At 39.4% G+C, this 23,716-nt stretch carries 24 protein-coding genes and 6 tRNA genes; 26 read left to right on the top strand and 4 right to left on the bottom strand.

The window, feature by feature from the left end; all coding sequences use genetic code 11:
• Positions 1–11: 11 nt before the first annotated feature.
• From rpoD to ACW0TQ_RS07295, 7 genes are all read left to right on the top strand, one after another.
• Positions 12–1,127, top strand: a complete 1,116-nt coding sequence (gene rpoD / locus ACW0TQ_RS07325; protein ID WP_042534808.1) for an RNA polymerase sigma factor RpoD — start codon at positions 12–14, stop codon at positions 1,125–1,127.
• 173 nt (positions 1,128–1,300) lie between these two features.
• Positions 1,301–1,852 carry a hypothetical protein gene (locus tag ACW0TQ_RS07320; protein WP_052485090.1) on the top strand — a complete coding sequence of 184 codons (552 nt, stop codon included), beginning with the start codon at positions 1,301–1,303 and terminating at the stop codon, positions 1,850–1,852.
• Positions 1,853–1,933: 81 nt separating this feature from the next.
• Entirely contained in the window at positions 1,934–2,335 is a 402-nt protein-coding gene (locus tag ACW0TQ_RS07315; RefSeq protein WP_042534806.1) for a c-type cytochrome, read from the top strand.
• A 97-nt stretch (positions 2,336–2,432) separates the two neighbouring features.
• Positions 2,433–3,176, top strand: coding sequence for a tRNA (adenine(22)-N(1))-methyltransferase (locus ACW0TQ_RS07310; protein WP_455725453.1), 744 nt, complete (start codon positions 2,433–2,435; stop codon positions 3,174–3,176).
• Positions 3,148–4,266: a Nif3-like dinuclear metal center hexameric protein gene (locus ACW0TQ_RS07305; protein WP_455725452.1), complete on the top strand. Its 1,119-nt coding sequence runs from the start codon at positions 3,148–3,150 to the stop codon at positions 4,264–4,266. The genes ACW0TQ_RS07310 and ACW0TQ_RS07305 overlap by 29 nt, the downstream gene beginning before the upstream one ends.
• A gap of 423 nt (positions 4,267–4,689) precedes the next feature.
• A complete protein-coding gene (locus ACW0TQ_RS07300) occupies positions 4,690–6,003 on the top strand; it encodes a DEAD/DEAH box helicase (protein WP_042534800.1) in 1,314 nt (437 codons plus the stop codon).
• Between the two features lie 11 nt (positions 6,004–6,014).
• Complete coding sequence (locus tag ACW0TQ_RS07295; RefSeq protein WP_339177971.1) at positions 6,015–6,908, top strand: deoxyribonuclease IV; 894 nt, start codon at positions 6,015–6,017, stop codon at positions 6,906–6,908.
• Positions 6,909–7,025: 117 nt separating this feature from the next.
• Here ACW0TQ_RS07295 and ACW0TQ_RS07290 read toward each other — a convergent pair whose 3' ends face one another.
• The gene (locus ACW0TQ_RS07290) at positions 7,026–7,313 is read right to left on the bottom strand and encodes a DUF2624 domain-containing protein (protein ID WP_193063938.1); all 288 of its coding nucleotides are present in this window, start codon (positions 7,311–7,313) and stop codon (positions 7,026–7,028) included.
• A 168-nt stretch (positions 7,314–7,481) separates the two neighbouring features.
• Here ACW0TQ_RS07290 and ACW0TQ_RS07285 point away from each other — a divergent pair, with 168 nt between their 5' ends.
• A complete protein-coding gene (locus ACW0TQ_RS07285) occupies positions 7,482–7,850 on the top strand; it encodes a DUF4190 domain-containing protein (protein ID WP_052485089.1) in 369 nt (122 codons plus the stop codon).
• Positions 7,851–7,948: 98 nt separating this feature from the next.
• Here ACW0TQ_RS07285 and ACW0TQ_RS07280 read toward each other — a convergent pair whose 3' ends face one another.
• Complete coding sequence (locus ACW0TQ_RS07280; RefSeq protein ID WP_193063937.1) at positions 7,949–8,275, bottom strand: hypothetical protein; 327 nt, start codon at positions 8,273–8,275, stop codon at positions 7,949–7,951.
• 132 nt (positions 8,276–8,407) lie between these two features.
• On the opposite strand from ACW0TQ_RS07280, the gene ACW0TQ_RS07275 reads away from it, so the two are divergent.
• From ACW0TQ_RS07275 to ACW0TQ_RS07225, 11 genes are all read left to right on the top strand, one after another.
• Complete coding sequence (locus ACW0TQ_RS07275) at positions 8,408–9,043, top strand: NfeD family protein (protein ID WP_042534791.1); 636 nt, start codon at positions 8,408–8,410, stop codon at positions 9,041–9,043.
• A gap of 278 nt (positions 9,044–9,321) precedes the next feature.
• Positions 9,322–10,950: a Na/Pi cotransporter family protein gene (locus ACW0TQ_RS07270; protein ID WP_455725451.1), complete on the top strand. Its 1,629-nt coding sequence runs from the start codon at positions 9,322–9,324 to the stop codon at positions 10,948–10,950.
• Positions 10,951–11,368: 418 nt separating this feature from the next.
• Positions 11,369–11,443: transfer RNA gene (locus ACW0TQ_RS07265), tRNA-Asn, on the top strand.
• Between the two features lies 1 nt (position 11,444).
• Positions 11,445–11,521, top strand: a tRNA-Met gene (locus tag ACW0TQ_RS07260).
• 31 nt (positions 11,522–11,552) lie between these two features.
• Positions 11,553–11,628: transfer RNA gene (locus ACW0TQ_RS07255), tRNA-His, on the top strand.
• A gap of 16 nt (positions 11,629–11,644) precedes the next feature.
• A tRNA-Ile gene (locus tag ACW0TQ_RS07250) sits at positions 11,645–11,721 on the top strand.
• A 12-nt stretch (positions 11,722–11,733) separates the two neighbouring features.
• Positions 11,734–11,826: transfer RNA gene (locus tag ACW0TQ_RS07245), tRNA-Ser, on the top strand.
• 53 nt (positions 11,827–11,879) lie between these two features.
• A tRNA-Phe gene (locus ACW0TQ_RS07240) sits at positions 11,880–11,952 on the top strand.
• A gap of 269 nt (positions 11,953–12,221) precedes the next feature.
• Entirely contained in the window at positions 12,222–12,833 is a 612-nt protein-coding gene (sodA, locus tag ACW0TQ_RS07235) for a superoxide dismutase SodA (RefSeq protein WP_042534787.1), read from the top strand.
• A 101-nt stretch (positions 12,834–12,934) separates the two neighbouring features.
• Complete coding sequence (locus ACW0TQ_RS07230) at positions 12,935–14,212, top strand: MFS transporter (RefSeq protein ID WP_341173047.1); 1,278 nt, start codon at positions 12,935–12,937, stop codon at positions 14,210–14,212.
• Positions 14,213–14,413: 201 nt separating this feature from the next.
• Positions 14,414–16,531 (top strand): peptidoglycan D,D-transpeptidase FtsI family protein, encoded by a 2,118-nt coding sequence (locus ACW0TQ_RS07225; RefSeq protein WP_455725450.1) that lies wholly within the window; start codon positions 14,414–14,416, stop codon positions 16,529–16,531.
• Positions 16,532–16,627: 96 nt separating this feature from the next.
• Here the strand turns inward: ACW0TQ_RS07225 and ACW0TQ_RS07220 are convergent, their stop codons facing one another.
• Both ACW0TQ_RS07220 and ACW0TQ_RS07215 read right to left on the bottom strand, forming a co-directional pair.
• Complete coding sequence (locus ACW0TQ_RS07220) at positions 16,628–17,257, bottom strand: hypothetical protein (protein WP_455725449.1); 630 nt, start codon at positions 17,255–17,257, stop codon at positions 16,628–16,630.
• Positions 17,258–17,269: 12 nt separating this feature from the next.
• On the bottom strand, positions 17,270–17,500 hold the full coding sequence (locus tag ACW0TQ_RS07215) for a hypothetical protein (RefSeq protein WP_042534783.1): 231 nt from the start codon (positions 17,498–17,500) through the stop codon (positions 17,270–17,272).
• Positions 17,501–17,880: 380 nt separating this feature from the next.
• On the opposite strand from ACW0TQ_RS07215, the gene rpmG reads away from it, so the two are divergent.
• The 7 genes from rpmG to ACW0TQ_RS07180 all read left to right on the top strand — a co-directional run bounded on the left by rpmG (position 17,881) and on the right by ACW0TQ_RS07180 (position 23,507).
• A complete protein-coding gene (gene rpmG, locus ACW0TQ_RS07210) occupies positions 17,881–18,030 on the top strand; it encodes a 50S ribosomal protein L33 (protein ID WP_040985278.1) in 150 nt (49 codons plus the stop codon).
• A gap of 69 nt (positions 18,031–18,099) precedes the next feature.
• Positions 18,100–18,669: a 5-formyltetrahydrofolate cyclo-ligase gene (locus tag ACW0TQ_RS07205; protein WP_368900657.1), complete on the top strand. Its 570-nt coding sequence runs from the start codon at positions 18,100–18,102 to the stop codon at positions 18,667–18,669.
• Between the two features lie 94 nt (positions 18,670–18,763).
• Positions 18,764–18,934: a hypothetical protein gene (locus ACW0TQ_RS07200; protein ID WP_175297070.1), complete on the top strand. Its 171-nt coding sequence runs from the start codon at positions 18,764–18,766 to the stop codon at positions 18,932–18,934.
• A gap of 209 nt (positions 18,935–19,143) precedes the next feature.
• Positions 19,144–20,691: a rhomboid family intramembrane serine protease gene (locus tag ACW0TQ_RS07195; protein WP_455725448.1), complete on the top strand. Its 1,548-nt coding sequence runs from the start codon at positions 19,144–19,146 to the stop codon at positions 20,689–20,691.
• 138 nt (positions 20,692–20,829) lie between these two features.
• Positions 20,830–22,275, top strand: a complete 1,446-nt coding sequence (locus tag ACW0TQ_RS07190; RefSeq protein WP_042536315.1) for a spore germination protein — start codon at positions 20,830–20,832, stop codon at positions 22,273–22,275.
• 67 nt (positions 22,276–22,342) lie between these two features.
• Positions 22,343–22,555, top strand: coding sequence for a YqgQ family protein (locus ACW0TQ_RS07185; protein ID WP_042534778.1), 213 nt, complete (start codon positions 22,343–22,345; stop codon positions 22,553–22,555).
• The gene (locus ACW0TQ_RS07180; protein WP_455725447.1) at positions 22,548–23,507 is read left to right on the top strand and encodes an ROK family glucokinase; all 960 of its coding nucleotides are present in this window, start codon (positions 22,548–22,550) and stop codon (positions 23,505–23,507) included. Before ACW0TQ_RS07185 ends, ACW0TQ_RS07180 begins: the two co-directional genes overlap by 8 nt.
• The last annotated feature ends 209 nt before the right edge of the window (positions 23,508–23,716 follow it).

The following is a 23,716-nucleotide window of genomic DNA, read 5'->3' as shown; positions in this document are numbered from 1 at the left end:
GAGGGGGACTCATGGCCGAACAAAAACCTTCGCATATGAAAGAACCCGAACTGACATTAGAGCAAGCAAAAGAAAAATTGGTTGACATGGGTAAGAAACGCGGTACACTTGCGTATGAAGAAGTGGCTGACGGTTTATCTAATTTTGACATGGAACCCGAACAAATGGATGAGTTTTATGAGTATCTGGAAGAACAGGGTGTCGATGTGTTAGGTGAGTCTGAGGATGACCCCGAGATGCAGAAAATCGCAAAAGAAGAAGAAATCAACCTGAATGATCTCAGTGTTCCTTTAGGGATAAAGATCAATGACCCGGTCCGTATGTATTTAAAAGAAATCGGCAGAGTAGACCTGCTTTCTGCAGCAGAAGAAATTGAACTCGCTTCCCGAATTGAAGAGGGAGATATCGAAGCAAAGAGAAGGTTAGCGGAAGCCAATCTTCGTCTCGTTGTCAGCATCGCAAAACGCTATGTTGGACGGGGGATGCTTTTCCTCGATTTGATTCAAGAAGGAAATATGGGTCTGATCAAAGCTGTTGAGAAATTTGACTACCGCAAAGGGTTTAAATTCAGTACCTACGCAACCTGGTGGATTAGACAGGCAATTACCCGTGCAATCGCGGACCAGGCCCGTACCATTCGTATCCCGGTTCATATGGTGGAAACCATTAATAAATTAATCCGTGTACAGCGCTCTCTGCTGCAGGATCTGGGACGTGAACCGACACCGGAGGAAATCGGCGAAGAAATGGAATTAAGCCCGGATAAGGTGCGCGACATTCTAAAAATCGCTCAAGAACCTGTATCTTTAGAAACACCAATCGGAGAAGAAGACGATTCACATCTAGGTGATTTCATTGAGGATCAGGAAGCAATCTCTCCATCCGATCATGCAGCTTACGAATTACTGAAAGAACAGCTGGAAGATGTATTAGACACATTGACAGACAGAGAAGAAAATGTGCTTCGTCTGCGGTTTGGATTAGATGATGGAAGAACGAGAACACTTGAAGAAGTAGGGAAAGTATTTGGGGTAACCAGAGAACGTATCCGCCAAATCGAAGCGAAAGCATTACGTAAATTAAGACACCCAAGCCGAAGCAAGCGATTGAAAGACTTCCTTGATTAAGGTGTTATACTGAAATAAGTTCATTCTGAATACTGGAATATGCAAGTTCCCGTTTAACGGCTTGCGTATTCCAATTATTGTTTTATATGAATTCATAAAGAATATTCAAAAGTCCATAAAATAAGATTTTGCTTTTTTTAACATTTAAATGGTGACGCTTCCGGGGTGGGTTTATGAATAATCATGAAAAAAACCAATTGATTATCCAGGAAATTTTAAAGTGGAAAGAGAATCGTTTATTGCCGGAAGAACAATGTGATTTTTTATTAGCATTATATACTAAAGGCGGAGAAATAGAAATAACCAATAAAAATAAAAATTGGCTATCTACATGGAAAAAGCTTCATTTTACCATGATGTTGATGATATTGGTAAGCGTTATCTTTTTAGATTATTATTATCAATTAGCCGGCTCTGTCGGGGCAGGTATTTTAAGTTTTGTTTTCTTTATAAATATTCTAATCTGGTCAGGAACTGGAAAGAATGCATCACGACGTTATCGTTATTTATTTATATCTATTCAATTGTTATATGTGTTGCAGCTTTCTATTTGTATAATGGATACTTTTGGATTAGGAGCTTATAATAATTTTATGATTACTGCCAATGGCATTGGATGGATTGTTTTTGGATATTTGAAAAAGCTGCCTGTTATTCGTTATTTGGGAGCAGCTTTGACTATAGGAATCATCACTTTTGTCGTTTTTTTTAAATATCTTGGATAATCCTTTAAAAATTTTTAGATTTCGAGTAAACTAATAGTAGTATTAATTTATAATATTTGGATTACATAAGGAGGAAGCGTAATGAAAAAGAATCCGGTTATACCATATGCAATTATTGCCGGGCTGGGGCTGATAGCTGTCATTATTATTTCTGTAATTGGTATTGATCAAAGACAGGCTATTCAAGATGCTGAAGAAAATGGTGGAGAACAGACAGAAGAGGCAGAAGGAGGAGAAGAAGGCGGCGAGTCTACCAGTGCTGATGCTGGAGAAGAGGTTTTCCAATCCAATTGTGCCAGCTGTCATGGTCAAGATTTAGCAAGTGGTTCTGCTCCTGATTTAACACAAGTTGGAAGCACTTATTCTCAAGAAGAAATTGCTGATATCATTGAAAATGGAACTGACGGAGGCATGCCGGCTTTCCCTCAACTTGCAGGTGAAGAATTAGATGCACTCAGCGAGTGGTTAAGCGAGCATGAATAATATATAATAAAAGAAATGAAAGCTTTCTGATTCGTACAGAAAGCTTTTCTTATTGGAGAAATACAGAAAAGAACTGTCTTTAAAAGGAGAACAAATAATGAACCAGAATGTCACCCTATCGAATCGTTTGAAAATAGTTGCTGAATATCTGCCTCAGGGAGCGCATTTCGCAGATATTGGTTCAGATCATGCATATCTGCCTGCCTATGTCTGCCAAAGAGATAAAACAGCAAGCGCTATTGCCGGAGAAGTGAATCAAGGGCCTTTAGACAGCGCCAAAAAAACAATTCGATTTCATCAATTAGAGGAACGAATCGATGCCCGTTTAGGAGATGGTTTATCTGTCATAAATGAAGGTGAGGTCAAACAAATCGTCATTGCAGGGATGGGCGGAGGATTGATTACTTCCATCTTAGAAAACCATGCTGCTATTGCTAAATCTGCTGAACGAATTATTGCACAGCCTAATGTAGACGCAAGAGCAGTCAGACGATGGTTTGATCAAAATGATTTTATACTGAGAGCAGAAGAGATTGTGGATGAGCAGGGACATATCTATGAAGTGCTTGTTGCGGATCGTTATACAGAAGCCTCTTCACCATACAGCGATAATGAACTGAAGAAGGGCAGGCAGCTTTTATTAGGTCCCTATTTAATGAAAGAGAAGAATGCTGCTTTTATTAAAAAGTGGTCACAGGAAATAATGAATATCGAACAAATCATTTTGCAAATGCAGCAGGCAAAGCAAATAAATCATGAGAAAATAGCTGATTTCCAAACAGAATTATACTGGATGAAGGAGGAACTTGATCATGAAGGAACAAACGACGAAACACGCTGATTTTTTTCGGATTATGGACAGCTGGGCACCGAAAAGTTTTGCCTATCATTGGGATAATATCGGTTTACAGACTGGACGGTTTCATGATACGACATCTCAAATTCTGATTACACTGGATGTGACGGAGGAAGTAGTTGATGAAGCAATTGAAAAAGGGGCGAATTTGATTATTGCCCATCACCCTTTGCTGTTTCAGCCTTTAAAACAGATTAATGTCGATCATCCGAAGGGGAGAGTGGTACAAAAGCTTTTAAAAAACGATATAACGGTCTTTGCTGCACATACCAATCTGGATATCGCCGAGGGTGGTGTAAATGATTTATTAAGTGACGCCCTTGAATTGAAAAATAAAGAACCCTTAGAAGTGTTAGAACAAGAGTCGCTGCTTAAAATTGTTGTTTTTGTTCCAGAGTCGCATGTACAGGAATTACGGGATGCTCTGCATCAGGGCGGAGCTGGCCAAATCGGCGATTACAGTCATTGCACCTTTCAAAGCGCCGGACAAGGGACTTTTCTTCCGTCAGAGCAGGCTGTCCCGTATATTGGCGAGCAGAATGAAATGACTTTTGTCGATGAGAAGAAGCTGGAAGCCGTTGTTCCTAAGAAAAATCTAGCCAGGGTGATAGATGCTGTTATTTCAGCCCATCCTTATGAAGAACCGGCTTATGATATGTATCCATTGGAAAATAAAGGACAGTCGATTGGAATCGGACGCTTTGGTGTCCTGGAATCCCCGGTTTCAATGAAGGCATTCATTGAAACGGTGAAAAAGAATTTAGACATGCCTCGCGTGCGTGTTTCTGGTAATATAGAAAAGAATGTAAAAAAAGTTGCTGTCCTGGGAGGAAGCGGGGAGAAATATGTCAGTCATGCGCTCCGAAAAAAAGCGGATGTATATATTACAGGAGATATGACATTTCACGCTGCTCAAGATGCAGAGCAGATGGGACTGACAGTCATTGATGCCGGTCATTATATCGAGAAGATAATGAAAACAGCAACCAAGGAAAAACTTATACAGGAAATACCTGCATTCAGGTCAAAGGTTTATGTATCAGAAGTAAATACAGACCCGTTCGTATTTATGTGAAATAGATAGTTAAATGATTTATTTGAGTGATAAGCATTTTAACCAGCATAGTATTTTTGAGGTCTCCCTCTATAACACGTGGTAGAAAATATCATAGGCTGGATATTTATCACGGAGAACTGTCCGTAAAACTCCCGCCTTAAAATAAAACGTAAAAATAAATGTATTTAGGCGGGAGATAACGGATGCTAGCTCCCTGAATCACTCAACTAACTCTCAGTGGGTGAAGAATATAAACCAATGTTGTCAGGTTAATGAATTTTATGTTTGTTATAAATAGGTAGTAAAAATCTAACTAGCGTAGTATTTTTCCGTAGCGGCTGGCTATTAACCTGAGAGCGTTGGAAGAACAAAAACTTCCGCTGAGTGAAGTTTCATTTTATTTCAACTTATTATAGAAAAGATTTCAAAGGAGGGAAACAGATGGAAAAAACATTTGCAGAACTATCCCTGGATATGGATATCCAGGATATTATTCAAGAATTGGATTTTAGAAATCCGACTGCAATCCAAGAAAAAGTGATACCTGCTATCTTGGATGGAAAAAGTGTTATTGGTCAATCCCGGACCGGTTCCGGCAAATCGCATGCATTTTTATTGCCGATGTTTCAACAGCTGGATGAGAATCAAAAAAAAGTGCAGTTTGTAATTACTGCGCCAACAAGGGAACTGGCAACACAGCTTTACAATGAAGTAAGGAAAATCATTACAATTGCGGATAAGACAGAAAAATGGACAGCCAAGCTGCTTGTCGGCGGTACCGATAAACAAAAGGCAATTGAGAAATTAAAAACACCGCCAATGATTGTGGTGGGGACACCAGGGAGAATTTTAGATTTGGTAAAGGATGGAGCATTATCCATCTATAGTGCGGAATCGTTTGTGATTGACGAGGCGGACTTGATGCTTGATTTAGGCTTTATTGAAGAAGTGGATCAATTATTAGTACGCGCGAAGCAGGATATTCAGCTGCTGGTCTTCTCGGCAACTATTCCACAGCGCTTACAGCATTTCTTTAAAAAATATTTAAGAAATCCGGAATATATTAAAATGGAAGAGCATTTTTCTCCGGAAACGATGGAGCATCGGCTTATTCTGAAAAAGCATCGGGATGAAGCGAAGATTATTTGGGATATTTCCAAGACAATCCATCCCTATTTAGCGCTGGTATTTACAAATGGGAAACAACAGGCTAATGAGCTGGCAGAAGCGCTTGGAGGCTATGGCTTGGATGTTGGTGTCATTCATGGCGGTCTGACGCCCCGGGAGAGAAAGCGTGTATTGAAAGAGATACAGCAGCTGCGCTATCAATACGTAGTCGCAACAGATTTAGCTTCAAGGGGAATTGATATCAAAGGTGTCAGCCATGTAATTAATGCCCAGCTTCCAAAAGAAGAGCATTTTTATATTCATCGTGTCGGCAGGACAGCACGAGCCGGACTAGAGGGCACAGCAGTCAGTATTTACAGCGAAGAGGACGCCCGTTTAATCGAAAGATTGGAGCAAAAGGGACTCACGTTCTCGTTCGTAGAGGTTAAGCAGGGTGAATGGACCGAGGATAAATCCTGGAATGAAAGAACACGCCGGAAAACTGAAGACACAAGTAATGACCGGGAAGCGTGGAAGCGCGTAAGAAAAGCAAAGAAAGTAAAGCCGGGCTATAAGAAAAAACAAAAGCAGCAGCAACAGCAAATTAAAAGACAGCTGACAAAAGAGCAAAACAGAAAGAAGCGTTAGGAGGAATAAATATGGTGAAAATCGGTTCTCATGTTTCAATGAATGGTAAGAAAATGTTATTAGGATCCAGCGAAGAAGCTGCTTCCTACGGGGCAAATACCTTTATGATTTATACAGGCGCACCGCAGAACACAAGAAGAAAGCCGATTGAAGAATTAAATATTGAAGCTGGATTAGAACATATGGCATCTCATGGAATAGCTGACATTGTTGTGCATGCGCCGTATATTATTAATATCGGCAACACGGTAAAACCGGAGACATTTGAATTGGGCGTTAATTTTCTGCGGAGTGAAATCGAACGTACCGAGGCTCTGGGGGCAAAACAAATCGTACTTCATCCGGGAGCGCATGTGGGGGAAGGCCCGGACAAGGGTATTCCGAAAATTATCGAAGGATTAAATGAAGTGCTTGAACAAAAAAATGATGTTCAAATTGCATTAGAAACAATGGCTGGAAAAGGCTCCGAAATGGGCCGTACATTTGAAGAACTGGCTGAAATTATTTCTGGTGTTACGCACAATGAACATCTCTCTGTTTGTTTGGATACATGTCATATTCATGATGCAGGCTATGACGTCGTCAATGATTTTGATGGGGTATTGAATTCATTTGATAAAATCGTCGGATTAGACCGTCTGAAAGTAGTCCATGTCAATGACAGTAAAAATGACCGCGGAGCTCATAAAGACCGTCATGAAAACATCGGTTTTGGCTACATTGGCTTTGATGCCCTCCACAAGGTTGTTCATCATCCGCAGCTTAGCGAGCTTCCTAAAATCCTTGAAACACCTTATGTAGGCACAGATAAGAAAAATAAAAAAGCACCGTACAAGTATGAAATAGCAATGCTGCGCGAAGGTGATTTTCAAGAGAATTTAAAGGAAATCATTATGGAAGGCTAGTCCCGTATAAAATCAAACTTTATTCAGCGGGGGTTTATGGTCAATTAACCATGATAAATTAAGAAAGATGAGCACCCTATATATGGGAATGCTCATCTTTTTTAATTTCAGCCGGTTTTAGTTTTCAAATAAATGCTCCATCCCATATGATTTAATGACCTCATCCATTAACTGCTGTGCTGCTGCTGCTGTTTTCTGATCCGTGATTTTTGCAAGCTCCATCATAAAGCGGTCACGATCTGCCTGGTCAAATGGATTAGGTGCAGAAGTTCTTAAATAATGTACAATCTGGTCTGCTTGTGTACGTGTGATAGCAAAGCCGTATTCGGCACTATAATGTAAAATTTCATCTGGGGTTAATTTACGCAGTTTATTTTTAATCATTTCTTTGATAAAGAAAGACATATCATCCCTCCTTTTGAATATCCTCTTATTTTCTTCCATCATGTAAATATATGCTGACAACAAAAAGATTATACCATTCTTTGCTAAAAATTCCGCATGATACCTGTATGAAAACCTGTAGATTCCGTATGCTAATCATATAATTCTAAAGTATAAGGAGTTTATCTCATGAATGATAATGATAAAGACAAACGTATACAGGATATGCCGAACCATGGACAAAGACCACAGCATGAACATACAAATGAACAGTTAGACAGCAAAAGAATGGAAGAATTTTCAACAGAATTAACCGATGCCAACCTGTTGGAATTTGAAGATGAGAAAAGCTTTAACCCGGGGACAATATATGGATGGGGAAGTATCATCTTAGCAATTATTTCATTTTTTACCTGGCCGGTTATTTTAGGAGCCGCCAGCATTGTATTCGGGTTTGTAGCACGAAGCAGAGGGACAAATATTCTTGGTATTATCGGAATTATAGCAGGAGCTCTTTCTTTGATTTCCGCTTTTTTCATTATCCCTTTCTTTTCCTAGGCGGCATTTCTGAGCATTAAAATTATTTAGCAAAAAGCTGCATTTCATAATAAAAAGCAAGCATTCACTTTGAAAAATAAAGCGGATGTTTGCTTTTTCTAATGCTCCTCTTGAAATTGTGGGAAATAGTAAACTTCATGTACATGGATGTCATTGGAGGAGATGTTCGGGTTCAATGATTCAAAAGCCTTTAAAATAATCTCAACAGAGACAGTGTTGACCGTTATGGTTTGGATTTCTTCTGTAATACTGAGAACCGTATCTCCAGGATTTACTTTTACCGGAACAGCTTCAAAAGGAGGCAGTTCCAAATTTTCATTATTTGAAACGGAGGTTGTCCCGTCTGAATGAGCTAAGTCTTGAAAAATACTGACTGCAACTAATATAATAAACGTAATCAGGGAAATTCTACGCAAAAATTCCATAAAAAATCTCCTTTAATGAAACTATTTTCTTTCCTCATACGTACATATAATATAGAAGAGGATGTCAAAAAAGTCCTTCTTATCGTTTTTATATATGCATGATAAGCAGGGCAACGAGAGGGTGTGAATGGTATGGACGTGGTTGAATTACAATGGGTTGGATTTCTTGCCTTATTTTTTGGAACTTTATTTATATTAGGTGAAATGTTTGTAAATATGCGTGGTATATTTGGTGTATTAGGGCTGGGATTTATAACTGTTTATTTTACGGTATACACAGAAACCAATTCGGTCTTACTCATGTTTATTATATACTTCCTGGGAATATTACTGATTATTATTGATGGCAAAGTGTTGAACGATGGAACCTTGGCTACAATTGGACTGGTTTTGATGATCGTTGCCGTTGCATTGCCGCAGCCGGATTTTGCAAACGGTCTTTATGCGGTAATCAGTATCGTCATTGGAGCATTTTCATCTCTGGCGTTTTTAAAAGTATTTAAACGGAGACAGATGTGGACGAAAATCGCTTTAATGGACCAGCTTACAAATGAACAGGGCTACAGCTCGCTCAGTAAAGAGTATGAAGCTTTGCTGGGAGAAGAAGGCGTTGCGCTGACCGATTTTAGACCTTCCGGTACGATTGAAGTGAATAAAAAACATTACAGTGCTGTATCTGGCGGACGCTGGATTAAAAAAGGAACGCCGATTAAAGTAGTGGCAGTGGATGGAACCAGTGTCCGGATAGAGGAGCTTAAAGAAGATTAATTAATAGTTCGTAATTAAATAGAATAACCCTGAAACAGGATTCATTTCATAAAGCTGGAGATGAATCCTGTATTTGTATGCGATTGGTCCTAATATTATACATATTTTCATGAAAAAAGCAGATACTAAGCATCCCTTTCTATTCGAATGTAAACAAATATTAAATCTATGTAAATTTTTCATCAAACATGTTTACATTCTCTTTAGAATCATCAATAATGAATGAGGCGCAAAATTCTACAAAAGTTTACATAAGAGGTAGAAGGGATGAAGTTTTCGTGGATATCGATGTTCAAAGTTTAATTATTGAATTTCTCGGAGGAATCGGCATATTCCTGATGGGGATAAAAATGATGGGGGACGGACTCCAAAAATCAGCAGGAGATCGTCTGCGGGATATTCTGGACCGGTTTACAACCAATCCTTTCCTGGGTGTGCTTGCTGGGATTATTGTAACTGTGCTTATTCAGAGCAGTTCAGGAACTACTGTTTTAACTGTAGGGCTTGTTAATGCCGGTTTTATGACATTAAGACAGGCAATTGGTGTGATCATGGGGGCGAATATCGGTACAACCGTAACAGCTTTTATTATTGGAATAGATGTTGGGGAGTATTCGTTATTATTTTTAGCCTTAGGTGCGTTTACAATCTTTTTCTTTAAGAAGCAAAAAATTGTAGCGGTAGGACAGGCGATATTCGGTTTTGGAGCTCTGTTTTATGGGCTTGAATTAATGAGCAGCGGGATGACACCTCTCCGCTCTTTACAGGCATTTCAAGATTTGACAGTTTCTATGAGCGATACACCAATTCTTGGAGTAGTTATTGGTACCGTATTTACTGTAATTGTACAAAGTTCATCAGCAACCATCGGTATTCTGCAAGGATTATTCGCACAGGGTGCAGTTGACTTAAAGGCAGCTATTCCTGTATTATTTGGCGATAATATCGGTACTACCATTACAGCTGTTCTTGCAAGTATAGGTACATCTGTCGCTGCCAAACGAGCTGCCTATACACATGTAACGTTTAATTTACTAGGTGCGATTATTTTTATTATCTTGCTTTATCCGTTTACTCAATTTATTTACTATTTACAATCCAGCTTAAGTTTAAACCCGGAGATGACAATTGCCTTTGCGCATGGAAGCTATAATATCGCAAATACGATTATTCAATTTCCATTTATCGGTGCTTTGGCATGGCTCATTACGAAGCTGGTGCCTGGAGATGATGTCATTATTGAGTATAAACCAAAGCATCTGGATTCTATTTTCCTTCAGCAGTCTTCCTCGCTGGCACTGGGCCAGGCTAAGATGGAAGTCGTCCGTATGGGGAAATATGCGTATCAAGGTTTAGAGGAAACCCACAGTTATGTCACTACGCAGAATCCGAAAAATTCCGAGATGGCTCTGCAAATTGAAGGAGCGCTGAATAATCTGGATCGTAAAATAACGGAGTATTTAGTGGATATCGCTTCTACCAACTTAACAGAACCGGAAAGTATAGAACATACCAGCTTAATGAGTACAATTCGTGATATTGAACGAATTGGCGACCATTTTGAGAATGTGGTTGAACTGGTGGACTATAAAATGTCCAACAAAGTTTCGCTGACAGATCAGGCAATTGAAGATCTCAACAAAATGTTTGATTTAACGTATATGACAGTTAAACAGGCTGTTGAGGCTTTAGAGGCAAACGATAGGGAAGCGGCTTTAGAAGTTATTCAAAAAGAAGACCAAATCGATAAAATGGAGCGGAAATTCCGTAAAAACCATATTATCCGTATGAATGAAGGCACTTGTAATGGATCAGCAGGAATCGTTTTTGTCGATATCATAAGTAATTTAGAACGAATTGGCGATCATGCTGTAAACATTGCTCAGAACGTCTTAGGAGACCATTAAGGATGATCTGATATAAAAGGGCTCTATCTGTTGTAATGAAGCGGATAGAGCCCTTATTTCATCTATTTCGGGATAAAAGGGGAAGAGAACGCTTTTAACGTGATAACTGCTGGTCATTGTTATGCAGCGCGGAGGTGCATAATTTATCAACAGCATTTATGGAACATCTGATTATTTTGAAGCATGCATATTAAAAAGAGGGGATAACAGATGCGATAGAAATACAGCTTTTTCTATATATTACCGGAAATGAAAAAAGTTTTTATAAGTTTTTGTTGAAATATGTTATATTACATGCTATTATAATTCTTGCAGTCAACTTCTGATAAAAACTTTTGCAACACCGCAAAAAAAGTTGTTGACATAATCAACAGAACATGATAAATTATATTTTGTTGCTAATTAAAACAAACATTATTCCACAGTAGCTCAGTGGTAGAGCAATCGGCTGTTAACCGATCGGTCGTAGGTTCGAATCCTACCTGTGGAGCCATGGCGGTGTAGCTCAGCTGGCGAGAGCGTACGGTTCATACCCGTGAGGTCGGGGGTTCGATCCCCTCCGCCGCTACCAAAAAATATATACATACATTTGCTATTTCATGGCGGCCGTGGCGAAGTGGTTAACGCACCGGATTGTGGCTCCGGCACGCGTGGGTTCGATCCCCACCGGTCGCCCCATTCAATAATAGTAAAAGGACCCTTAGCTCAGTTGGTTAGAGCTATCGGCTCATAACCGATCGGTCGCAGGTTCGAGTCCTGCAGGGTCCACCATTTATTCTGTCTGGAGGTATACCCAAGTCTGGCTGAAGGGGTCGGTCTTGAAAACCGAGAGGCGGGTCAAACCGCGCGGGGGTTCGAATCCCTCTACCTCCTCCATACATATTTCACAACAGAATGATGGAGAGCTTTTATATCAAAGCTCCATGTACGGCTTGGTAGCTCAGTCGGTAGAGCAGAGGACTGAAAATCCTTGTGTCGGCGGTTCGATTCCGTCCCGAGCCATCTAAAAAACAAGCGCAAAGCTTGTTTTTTTGTGTGCTTTTTTCAGATTTTGCAAGCGGAATCTGATTCTTTTTATAAATATTTTGTTGTTTCTTTAAGGGAAAAAAGTTTCCCTAAATCAAAATGAGATAGTCAATAATATGTAAACGGTTATTTAATAAGGAATGTTTGATACATATCAGTGCAAAATATTTGCAAGAAATTCTTACCTTTGATAACGTATAAGTTGTAGAAATAAAATCATCATTTATTTTAAGGAGGAGTTACACATGGCAAAATTTGAATTACCGGAATTACCTTATGCATACGATGCATTGGAACCATCTATCGATAAAGAAACAATGAACATTCACCATACGAAGCATCACAACACCTACGTTACCAAATTAAATGATGCATTAGAAGGACATGAAGATCTGCAAAACAAATCAGTTGATGAGCTTGTGAGGGACTTAAATGAGGTTCCTGAAAGCATCCGTACTGCTGTACGCAACAATGGCGGCGGACATGCTAACCACAGCTTCTTCTGGAAGACTTTGTCACCAAACGGCGGCGGAGAACCAACTGGCGAGCTGGCTGATAAAATCAACAGCAAATTCGGTTCTTTTGACAAATTTAAAGAGGATTTTGCAGCTGCGGCAGCAGGACGTTTCGGTTCTGGCTGGGCATGGTTAGTATTAAACAATGGCGAGCTTGAAATCACAAGCACTCCAAACCAGGATTCTCCATTAACAGATGGTAAGACGCCACTATTAGGATTAGATGTATGGGAGCATGCATATTATCTTAAATATCAAAACAGACGCCCGGACTATATTTCTGCATTCTGGAATGTTGTTAACTGGGATCAAGTAACAAACAATTACGAAGCAGCAAAATAAAGAATAATTATAAAAGCTTGCAGATAACTTTATGTTTCTGCAAGCTTTTTGTATAGATACGGCTCCTTCGCTAAAAATAAAAGAAGAAGGAGTCGTTTTCTATGCAATTACAACAGCAGTACAGAAGATATAAACAACAAAAAGATGAATATCGGGATCTTTGGATACTCTTGCTTATCGGCGCTTTATATGCAGCAGGAATCTTTTTATCAAATACATTTGTTAATGTGTACCTATGGAAGCAATCCGGAGATTTTTTTGTGATTGCTAATTATCACTTGGCAAGCTATGTATTCCAGGCATTATCTTTTATTTATGCTGGAAAATTATCCAAAAAAATCGATCGCATCATTATATTGCGAATCGGAATTCTTTTTTTATGTTTCTTTTTTCTGTTCGTTCTTTGGATCGGCGAGCTGGCTGCATATTATAATTTTATACTCGGTTGTTTATTGGGAATAGGGTACGGTTTTTTTTGGTTAGCTTATTATGTACTGACCTTTGAGATTACCGAACCGGATACAAGAGATTGGTTTAACGGCATTTCCGGCACACTGACCTCGTTTGCAGGTATGGTTGGACCGTTGCTTGCAGGATGGATGATTTCAAAAATGGCTGGGGATTTTGGTTATACCGCTATTTTTATCATTTCCTTAAGCCTGTTTATTGCTGCCATTATTGTAAGCTTTTTTATTATACGAAAGGGAAGCAGAGGAAGCTTTGCTTTACCTGCTGTCATCAATGAAAGAAAGAAAAATAAAAATTGGAAGCGTATTTTACATGCTCACTTTTTTCAAGGGCTGAGAGAAGGTATTTATGGTTTCTATATTACCATCTGGATTTTTCTTGTTACGAACAGTGAGCTTATTTTAGGGGTTTTTAATTTATTTCTTTCAGGATTATCCATTATTTTTTATTTTGTTGCTTTAAAATGGATTCAACCTGCATTAAGAAAAAAAGCCATTTTATTTGGCGGAATCTTACTGTTTGCTTCTATCTTTATTATTATTTTTGAAATGAGTCTGTTCTGGTTGATTGTATACGCGGTGATTATCGGAATTGCCTTCCCAATTCTGACCGTTCCGTATCAATCCCTGACCTATGATGTAATTGGCAGAGCACGGATGGTCAGCGAGAGAAGAGTGGAATACATTGTAGTCCGGGAAATTTATTTGAATCTGGGAAGAATTGCTTCGATTGCCGTGTTTATATTTGGCATGTTCCTATTTCCGCATGACGTGATTATCCCTGCTTTACTGATTATATTCGGCGCTGGACATGCCATCATCTATTTTTGCATCCGGAACATTTTTATTGGACCGTCAAAAAAACAAAAAATCGCATTAAAAGAAGATTTTACGGACGAAAAAAGTCGCTAAATGTGGTAAAATCAAACAGTGGTCTTTATTATAACTTGAACGATTATAAGCGGAAGATAATTGTGCCCCGAGGGGCGGAGTTTCTTTTTATAATTTAAAGGTTTAAAAAGATGCACATAAATGATTCATTGTATATACTTTTAAACGAGCTATACAGTTTAATGCGATGCAAGTTCAAAATAGATGTGAAGGAGGAGAAAAGTGGTAGACAAGAAGAAAAAGAAAAAACGGGCTCAGCTTCCCGTTCGCATGAATATTCTTTTCTTTGCTATCTTCTTATTATTTTCTGCACTCATACTTCAGTTAGGTGTTGTTCAAATTCTAAACGGGGAAGCTTATCAGGACGAAATTGAGAGAACCAATTTAGATACGACAAGTATACCTGTGCCCCGGGGGAAGATTTATGATACAAACGGGAAATTAATTGTAGATAATGAAGCGATGTATTCCATTACGTATACGCCTCCCAAGGGTGTGCAGGCGGATGACCGTCTGAAAGTAGCGGAAACATTGGCACAATATATTGATATGAGTGACGACCAATATATTGATCGAATAACAGACAGAGACAAAAGAGAATATTATTTATTGTTACATCAAGAAGACATAGAAGAGCGATTAGAGGAAATTGATACAGAAGAAATGGACAATTCTGAGGTTTATAATGCGACGCTGGATTTGATTACGGATGAAGAAATTGAAAATTTTTCCAGTGGTGAATTGGAAATTATCGCAATCAAAAAAGAACTCGATAAAGCATATGCGCTAACCCCTCAAATTGTAAAGAATGAAGAGGTTTCCGCAGAGGAATATGCTTCTGTAGCGGAAAATCTGGATAAATTGCCTGGTATTAATGCTACAACGGATTGGAATCGTGTCTATCCAAACGGTGATACATTAACAAGTATTTTAGGCAGTATCTCCAGCCAGGAGCAGGGAATTCCGGCAGAGGATATGAGTGCTTACCTGACGAAGGGATACAGCCGGAACGATCGTGTCGGCAGGAGCGGGCTGGAAGAGCAGTATGAGGATTTTCTGCGCGGGCGTAAAGAACAGATTCAATATACGACACGCCAAAACGGGTCGATTGTCGGTTCGGAAACCATAGTAGAGGGAGAACGAGGCAAAGATCTGGTGTTAACAACAGATTTAGATTTTCAGCAGGAAGTGGATGAGATTTTATTAGATGAGTTTCAGTCCATGAAAGCAAAAAGCCCTTATGAAAATCGATTTGCAACCAATGCGTATGCTGTGGTTATGAATCCGAAAACAGGAGAGCTGCTTGCTATTTCCGGTCTGAACTATGATTCGGAGAAGAATGAGTACAGTGATGCAGCATTTATGGCTTTAGCCAATGCGCATGAGCCTGGTTCCAGTATTAAAGGAGCAACAATTCTTACTGGTTATGATTCGGAGGTAATTTCACCGGGCGATGCTTTCAATGATGCGCCGATGAAGTTAGCTGGAGCGCCAGTGAAAAAATCTGTTTCAGCAATGGGAACCGTTAACGATTTAAGTGCTTTAGAAAGGTCATCCAATGTTTACATGTTCTATGTTGCTTTACGGTTAGGGGGAGACTATCGTTACCCAATGCCGCATAATGCCAGCTTGAGCATAAATATAGGAGAAACCTTACAAACGCTGCAAAACTATTTTAATCAGTTTGGCTTAGGAGCATCTACGGGGATTGATTATCCATATGAAAGTACCGGCGTTAGAGGGGAAGCCCCGGATAACCCTGGTAATATTCTTGACTTTGCTATTGGCCAGTATGATACGTACACAACCCTGCAGCTTGCACAATATGTATCAACAATTGCCAACGACGGCTACCGTGTCCAGCCGCATTTCTTAAAGGAAGCGCGTGATCCAATCGCTTCTTTAGATGAGCTGGGGCCTTTGTATTATTCCAAAAACACATCGGTAATGAACCGGATTGAAATGACAAATGACCAAATCAGCCGTGTGCAGGAAGGATTCCGTCTTTCCTATCAAGGATCACAGGGAACGGGAAGCGGTTTTTTTGCGAATAAATCCTATAATCCGGCAGGAAAAACAGGAACAGCGCAGTCATTTCAGTATGTAGACGGCCAGGAGTTTGCCCTTAATAATTTAACATTAGTCGGCTATGCGCCTTATGATGATCCGGAGGTTGCTTTTGCCGTGGTTGTACCGTATGTTGGAATTGGTGAAGGAGACCAGGTCAACCTGAAAATTGGTGAACGTATTTTAGATACGTATTTCGAAATAAAAGAAGAGCATGATGAAGATGCGGAAGGTGATTCTTCCGAAGACAGTGAAACTGAAAACGAAGAATAAAAAAACTTCTGCCCGTAACGGGTGGAAGTTTTTTTGTGAATCATTTAAAAAATGAGCAGCTCCCGGATGGAACAGCTCATTTTAAATTTGATGATTTTATTCGGAATACGTGGTGATGACATCGCCAATTTCGCTGAACGACATCTCGCTATCGATTTCATAGGTTCCAGGTATGACACTGCCGCTTAAATCATTATCATCCAGATAATCATTAAAGTCCCACGCGTCATCAATAATACCTGCATCTTCTAAAGCATTACTGATAGTGGAAGGCGGTGCGCCGTCCTCCAGTGTGATTTCTACTTCAATCACATCAGAATCCTCGGATGCTTCGTCATCTTCATTGCTTTCTGAGTCGTTATCATTACTATCTTCGTTCTCATTGCTTTCTTCATCATTACTATCTTCATTGTTACTATTTTCTTCTTCATCTGTGCTATCATTTTCATCCGAATCGTTGTTTGAATCGGAATCTGCTTCTTCGTTTCCGTTTCCTTCATCTGCATCGGAATTTTCTTCTTCCCCATCTTCTCTGCCAACGCTATAGGCAATGTATTCATCCTGAGTCAATACGGCATAACCTTGATCTTCCAAAACCGAAATCAATTCTTCCGGCTCGGTATCCTTCAGATTGCCTGAGGATTGACCGCCAAAAAGATAAATAGCGAGAAGCAGGGCACCGCTGGTTAATAGACCGACAGCAAACGCTCTTACATGTTGTTTCATGATAATACTCCTCTAATTATTATTTTTAGGTTGAGACGATACAGCGTCGTCAGATATATTTTGAGGCAATAATTCTTCTTCTAAAACAGATACTTTCTTTTTCAGCTGATATGTATCTTGCATTGTTGTAATAGACAATTGTTCAAGCTGACTCTCTACTTCTTCCAGACGATCGTTAATAAAGAATGACAGGATAAATAGAACAATTCCAATGACGACAACTGCCAAAATGGCAACTAACATTTTTAATTCCCTCCCTTTATGAGGATGTTCAAAAGCCTTCAAATGTACGCAGCGTAATAGGTCCGCGTTTACCCGTCGCAGCGGCTGCATTAAGCTGACCACATTGCTGTGATTACTCGTCCCGCCGAATACCATTGGAAACTTTTTGAACACGCACTTTATGTATCATTTATAGTTATACCATAAATTAAAAGAAGTGACTATGCTAAAAGCTGGAGAAATCTTGATAAACGTCTGCTTTAACTTTAATAAATCAATGTATGAAAAGTTTTCGGATTCTTTGAAGAAACATTCTTGATAAATTGAAGAAACTTTGATAATATAATTAAAGTCTGTACAGTTATGTAAAAAGGCAAGTTGAAAAGTTTGGAGGGATAGATATGCGCGTAAATATAACGTTAGCTTGCACGGAAACAGGAGATCGTAACTATATTTCTACAAAAAACAAACGTAATAATCCGGAACGTATTGAGCTTATGAAATACTCACCACGTCTTAAAAAACATACCCTACACCGTGAAACTAAATAAGCATTCATAAAAAACTCTTATCTGATATTATTGGATAAGAGTTTTTTTATCTATGGAGGTGGATTTCTCATGTCAGAAAAAAAGATGCTGCGGCAGCATATGCTGACGTATATAAGCGGATTGTCGGAATTTGAACGGAAAAATATAGAAGAAAAACTGCAGAATCAATTAGTGGCAAGTCCTGTGTTTCAGCAGGCTGCGACAATAGGCATCACAATCTCCACGGCTCAGGAGTGGGCTACATCTTCCATCATGGAAAAGGCATGGGAGGAAGGAAGGATAATCGCTTCCCCTAAATGTATTGTGAAAACGAAAGAAATGCAATATTATGTTTGGAATCAGCTCGATCAAATCGAAGCTGGCTATGCCGGGATAAAAGAACCTATTCCAGAAAAAACGACACCTATAGCGCCTGCTGATATCGATTTGCTGCTGGTGCCTGGTGTTATTTTTGACAAGGACGGCTATCGCATCGGTTATGGCGGCGGGTATTATGATCGTATGCTGGCTGATTATAAGGGTGTAACGATTTCACTGTGTACGGAAAAGCAGCTAGTTGATCGTATTCCAAGAGAAAGTCATGATTTGCCTGTAGAGCTGATTATAACAGAAAAACGAACTATAAAAACTTCCAAATAGCATATCTGATGTATAAGATGGCTTTCTTCGTTGACAATAAAAGATGTAAAAGAGGTTGTTCAAAAAGGGTACTATCTCGAAGGAGGTCAGGAAAATGATGCGCTTTATCTTTGTATTTGCGATGCTGCTATCCATTGCATTCCTTTTTATGAAATGGAGGTACCGCATTTTAAACAGCATGTTAAATTGGAAACAGGGGAGAAAGTACCTGGTACCGCTGCTTGGTAATATGATTTTGTGGAAAAAGAAAAAGGAAATGGTTTAATTTCTAAATCACCATTTTTATTTTCTTCACCATTCATCTGCATGCTCCCTCTTTGTCGGCGAATCGAAACGAGAGCTTACTCAGGATGGTAAGACAGGTGTGCTTTACGAATCTGTTTAAAAATTATCTTTGCACCCTGGTTTACTGCAAACGGAAAATTGTACCTGATTATAAATATTTGGTATGCTTCAAAGAGGGGAGGATGATTTATGGACATACCTATGCAATATCGGGCGTATGAGCTGGTGAATAAATTAACAACACAAGGTTTTCGAATTATTGCCGGTGACTATAAAACGGATGAAATCTGGCTGGAGCGCAAAGCTGACAGAAAATCCGCTATTATTCGAGTGAAACCGCAAACGTTTGATTGGTCGAATCACCTGCGTCAGGATTCGCAGATTGCCTACCAGCAGATGCAGCGGATCAGGCAGGCTATTGCGAGCTCAAATGCTGTCTTCTATTCAATTTATATCGCAGAAGAACTGCCGGTGGATGATTGGGAAGACGTAAAGCACCCGCGGGGAGAAGGAACAAAGAAAGCTCCAAAGATGCATACATATTATCTTGCTGAAGCAAATGAAGAGGAAGAAATCAGTCAATTAAACCATGATCTACATATTTCATTATCTTCGGATAGAGAAAAGTATGTAACAGAAACTGATAAAGAAACTGCCGCAAAGCGCATGAAAGATGTTTTATTTCAAGAAATACAGGAAGAAATGGAGAATCGTAAGAAAATATTTTCATTTTCGAAACCGTTGTTTACATACATATTGATTGCTTTCAACGTACTCATTTTTATTTTTCAAATAACCAGCGGAGAAATGGAGAATACACAGCATTTAATTGATATGGGGGCAAATTTTAATCTGCTTGTCATGGAAGGAGAATGGTGGAGATTCTTCACATCGATGTTTTTACATTTAAATTTTCTTCATTTGATGATGAATATGCTTGCTTTATTCTACCTTGGCGCAGCCATTGAACAGATATTCGGGAGGATCCGGTTTCTTTTTATTTATTTCCTGGGCGGTTTAACAGGTTCTATTGCAAGCTTTGCTTTTTCTATCAATGTGTCAGCAGGGGCATCGGGTGCTATATTCGCTCTGTTTGGCGCACTTCTCTTATTTGGGTTGATTTATAAGAAAATCTTCCTTCAGACAATGGGCTTTAATATCATGCTTATTTTAGGGATAAACCTTGTGATTGGATTTACTATTCCTGAAATCGATATGGGAGCGCACCTTGGCGGACTGGCCGGCGGGTTTTTGATTGCTGCAGCAGCCTATGTCCCATACAAAAAAAATAAAAAGAATCAGCTGCTTGCTTTGGTTGGTTTTGTTGTGCTAAGTCTTGGATTGTTTATTTATGGCTGGTCTTTCAATTCTTCATCTCCAGAGTTGAAATTAATTGAAGTAGAGATGCAATTAGAAGAGAATCATTTTAACGAAGCCATTTCCATTGCAACAGAAGCTTTGGATGATACGAATGATGAGACGCTGATACCCTATTTCCTTTTCCATCGTTCGTTTGCGTATATTCAAGAAGGAGAGTATACAGATGCTGCAGAGGATTTGGAAGAGGCTGTTCAATACGACCATAGACTGCCGCAAATGTACAATAACCTGGCCGTTTTATATTCAAGGCAAGGCGCAAGTACCGCAGAAATCGAAGCTATTATTGATGAAGGCTTATCTCATTTTCCAGATGATGAAGAATTATCCAAGCTGAAGGATGATTTGCAACCTTACTGATTAAAAAACCAGACTGCTGAACGTGAATGGCAATCTGGTTTTTTAGTGTGTTTTAAATGATGTAGCATGTATAGATTTCATCTGGTGATATAAACTATCTACATCCTATGATATAAGGTGATAAAATTGACCAATCAGATGAAAAAAGTAGCTTCAAGTTTAGAAACCAATGTTTCTTATCTAAAGTCTTATCTGGGAGTGGATAAAAGCTTCGACATAATTAATTTAGACTTAAACTATGCCGGGAAGGATATGGCTATGTTTATGGTCGACGGGTTTGCAAAAGACGATATCATGCTTTATATTATGCAATCGCTGCAAAGGCTTCAGCCGAATGAGCTGGATACCGATACATTACGAAAATTAATGAAGAGAGATATTCCCTATATTGAGCTGGAAGAAATGAAAGAAATGGATAAAATAGTCGATTTTATCCTTTCTGGAGCCACTGTTTTATTTGTGGATGAAATGGATAAGGCAATTATCATTGATGCAAGAGAATATCCGGCAAGGTCTCCAGAAGAGCCTGATTTGGAAAGGGTTGTCAGGGGCCCCCGTGATGGATTTGTGGAAACCCTCGTATTTAATACGGCATTAACCAGGCGCCGGGTCAGAGATCGCTCCTTAAGAATGGAGTTTACACAGGTAGGCAGACGCTCTAAAACAGATGTGGTTATCAGTTACATAGAAGATATAGCTGATTCCAGACAGGTGGAGAGGCTGAAAGAGTTACTTGACGGCATAGATACAGACGGGCTGCCAATGGCAGAAAAGTCGATTGAAGAATTTTTTAGCCGCCGATATTGGAATCCCTATCCGGCGGTCCGTTATACCGAGCGGCCTGATACAGCCGCTTCTCATCTGTTAGAGGGTCATATCGTGCTTATTATTGATGGCACTCCCAGTGTGATGATTACGCAGACAACATTCTGGCAGCATTTGCAGCATGCAGAAGAATATCGTCAAAAACCGAGTGTCGGAGCGTATTTACGAATTGTTCGGTTTATTGCCATTTTTTTTTCTCTTCTCCTCCTGCCGTTATATTATTTATTTTCAGTACAGCCGGAGCTGCTGCCGGCAGCATTTGATTTTATCGGACCGGAAGATTCAGGTGTTATTCCATTGCTGGTTCAATTTTTAATCGCCGAGCTGGGCCTAGATATTTTAAGGATGGCATCGATTCATACGCCATCAGCACTGGGAACGGCTCTTGGCCTGGTTGCTGCAATCATGATTGGCGAGGTTTCGGTAGAAGTCGGCTGGTTTTCCCATGAGGTGGTTTTATATATTGCGACGGCAGCCATTGGCTCGTATGCCACGCCGAGCTATGAATTAGGGATGGCCAACCGCCTTGTCCGCTTATTTTTATTATTTACAACGGCTTTGTTCGGTGTCGGCGGATATGTTGTCGGTGTAACCATTTGGCTGTTATTTTTAATAAAAATGAGAACGTTGGATACGCCTTATTTCTGGCCGCTGGTTCCATTCTCCGCAAAGAATATGCGTGATACCTTTATTCGTTTTCCATTACCAGAGAGACATCTGCGTCCATCCATATTACGGCCGAAAGATCCAGATCGTTGATTCGATTTGGGTCTTTTTCGCATTTCCCATTTTCATGCCCTTTTGGTATAATGTTTTTGGTGATAGCATGGAGAATATACACGATGTACGAAAACTGCTGTTGAAGTTTGGTACTTTTATTTATACAGCAGATCGTTTAGGTGATTTAGAATTAATGATAATGGAAATAAATGAACTATATGAATGGAAATTGATCAGTGTAGAGCAATTTCAACAAGCGTTATTGCTTCTGAAAAAAGAGATAAGAGAATATAAAAAGGGGACGGAAAACAATGAGTGAACTATTAGCAGGCGTAGATATCGGCGGTACGACCGTTAAAATTGGATTTATTACAAAAAATGGAGACATCATTGAAAAATGGGAAATCCCTACGGATTTAACAAATGAAGGGGTCCATATCATTCCAGATATTTGGGCAAGCATTGAATCAAAATTACAGACGCCGTCATTCAAGGATGCTTCTATTAAAGGAATTGGCGTCGGAGCACCGGGCTTTGTAGATGCGCATGCCGGTATTATTGCAGAAGCTGTAAATATTGGCTGGAAAGATATTCATTTAGCGGAAGAGCTTGAAAAACTGGCGAACGTTCCCGTTTATGCTGAGAATGATGCCAATATTGCCGTATTAGGAGAGAACTGGGTCGGTGCAGGGAATCAATCCAGAAATTTAATTGCCATCACACTTGGTACAGGGGTTGGAGGCGGAATTATCGCAAATGGGTCCATCTTAAATGGTGCCAATGGAATGGCTGGTGAAATTGGCCATATTGAAGTATTAGAGAATGGTTATTTATGCAACTGCGGTAAAAGAGGATGCTTAGAAACTATTACATCAGCAACAGGCATCGTCAGACAGGGAATGGAAAAGGTGCAGACAAATCCGGACTCCAAATTGGCGAAATTATTTCAATCAGAGGGAAGTATTACCACGCAGCATATTTTTGAGCTGGCAAAAAAGGGAGACCAGGCTTCCAAGGAGATTATTGACTATACCGCAGATGTTTTAGGTAAAGCGATGGCAAATATGTCAATGATTATTAATCCTTCCAATATTTTGATAGGCGGCGGTGTTTCCAATGCAGGGGATTATTTAATCGATGCTGTTACAAAAGCATTCAGAAAACACGCACTGCCAAGGATAAGCGAGGTATGTACGATTAAAGTTTGTCAGCTCGGCAATGATGCAGGCATTATCGGCGGAGCGTATCTGGTATATGAAAATAATAGTTAATTGATTTTCAGACTTGATTTTTTTAGATTATCTACTAAAATAGTAATTTATGAACGGGTATTAAAATAAAATGATTTAATGTGAAACCTTTTGCTTGCCAAATCGTATGAAAAAGATGTAGAATTCATTAATTGTAGGTTTACATTAGTCTATAAAATGGGAAGAAGTATGTTAAAGGATAAACTCGAATTCCTGTTTTTATTATTTAG

The organism is Oceanobacillus sp. M60 (genome assembly GCF_053839645.1).
This window is presented reverse-complemented; position numbering and strand designations above follow the sequence as displayed.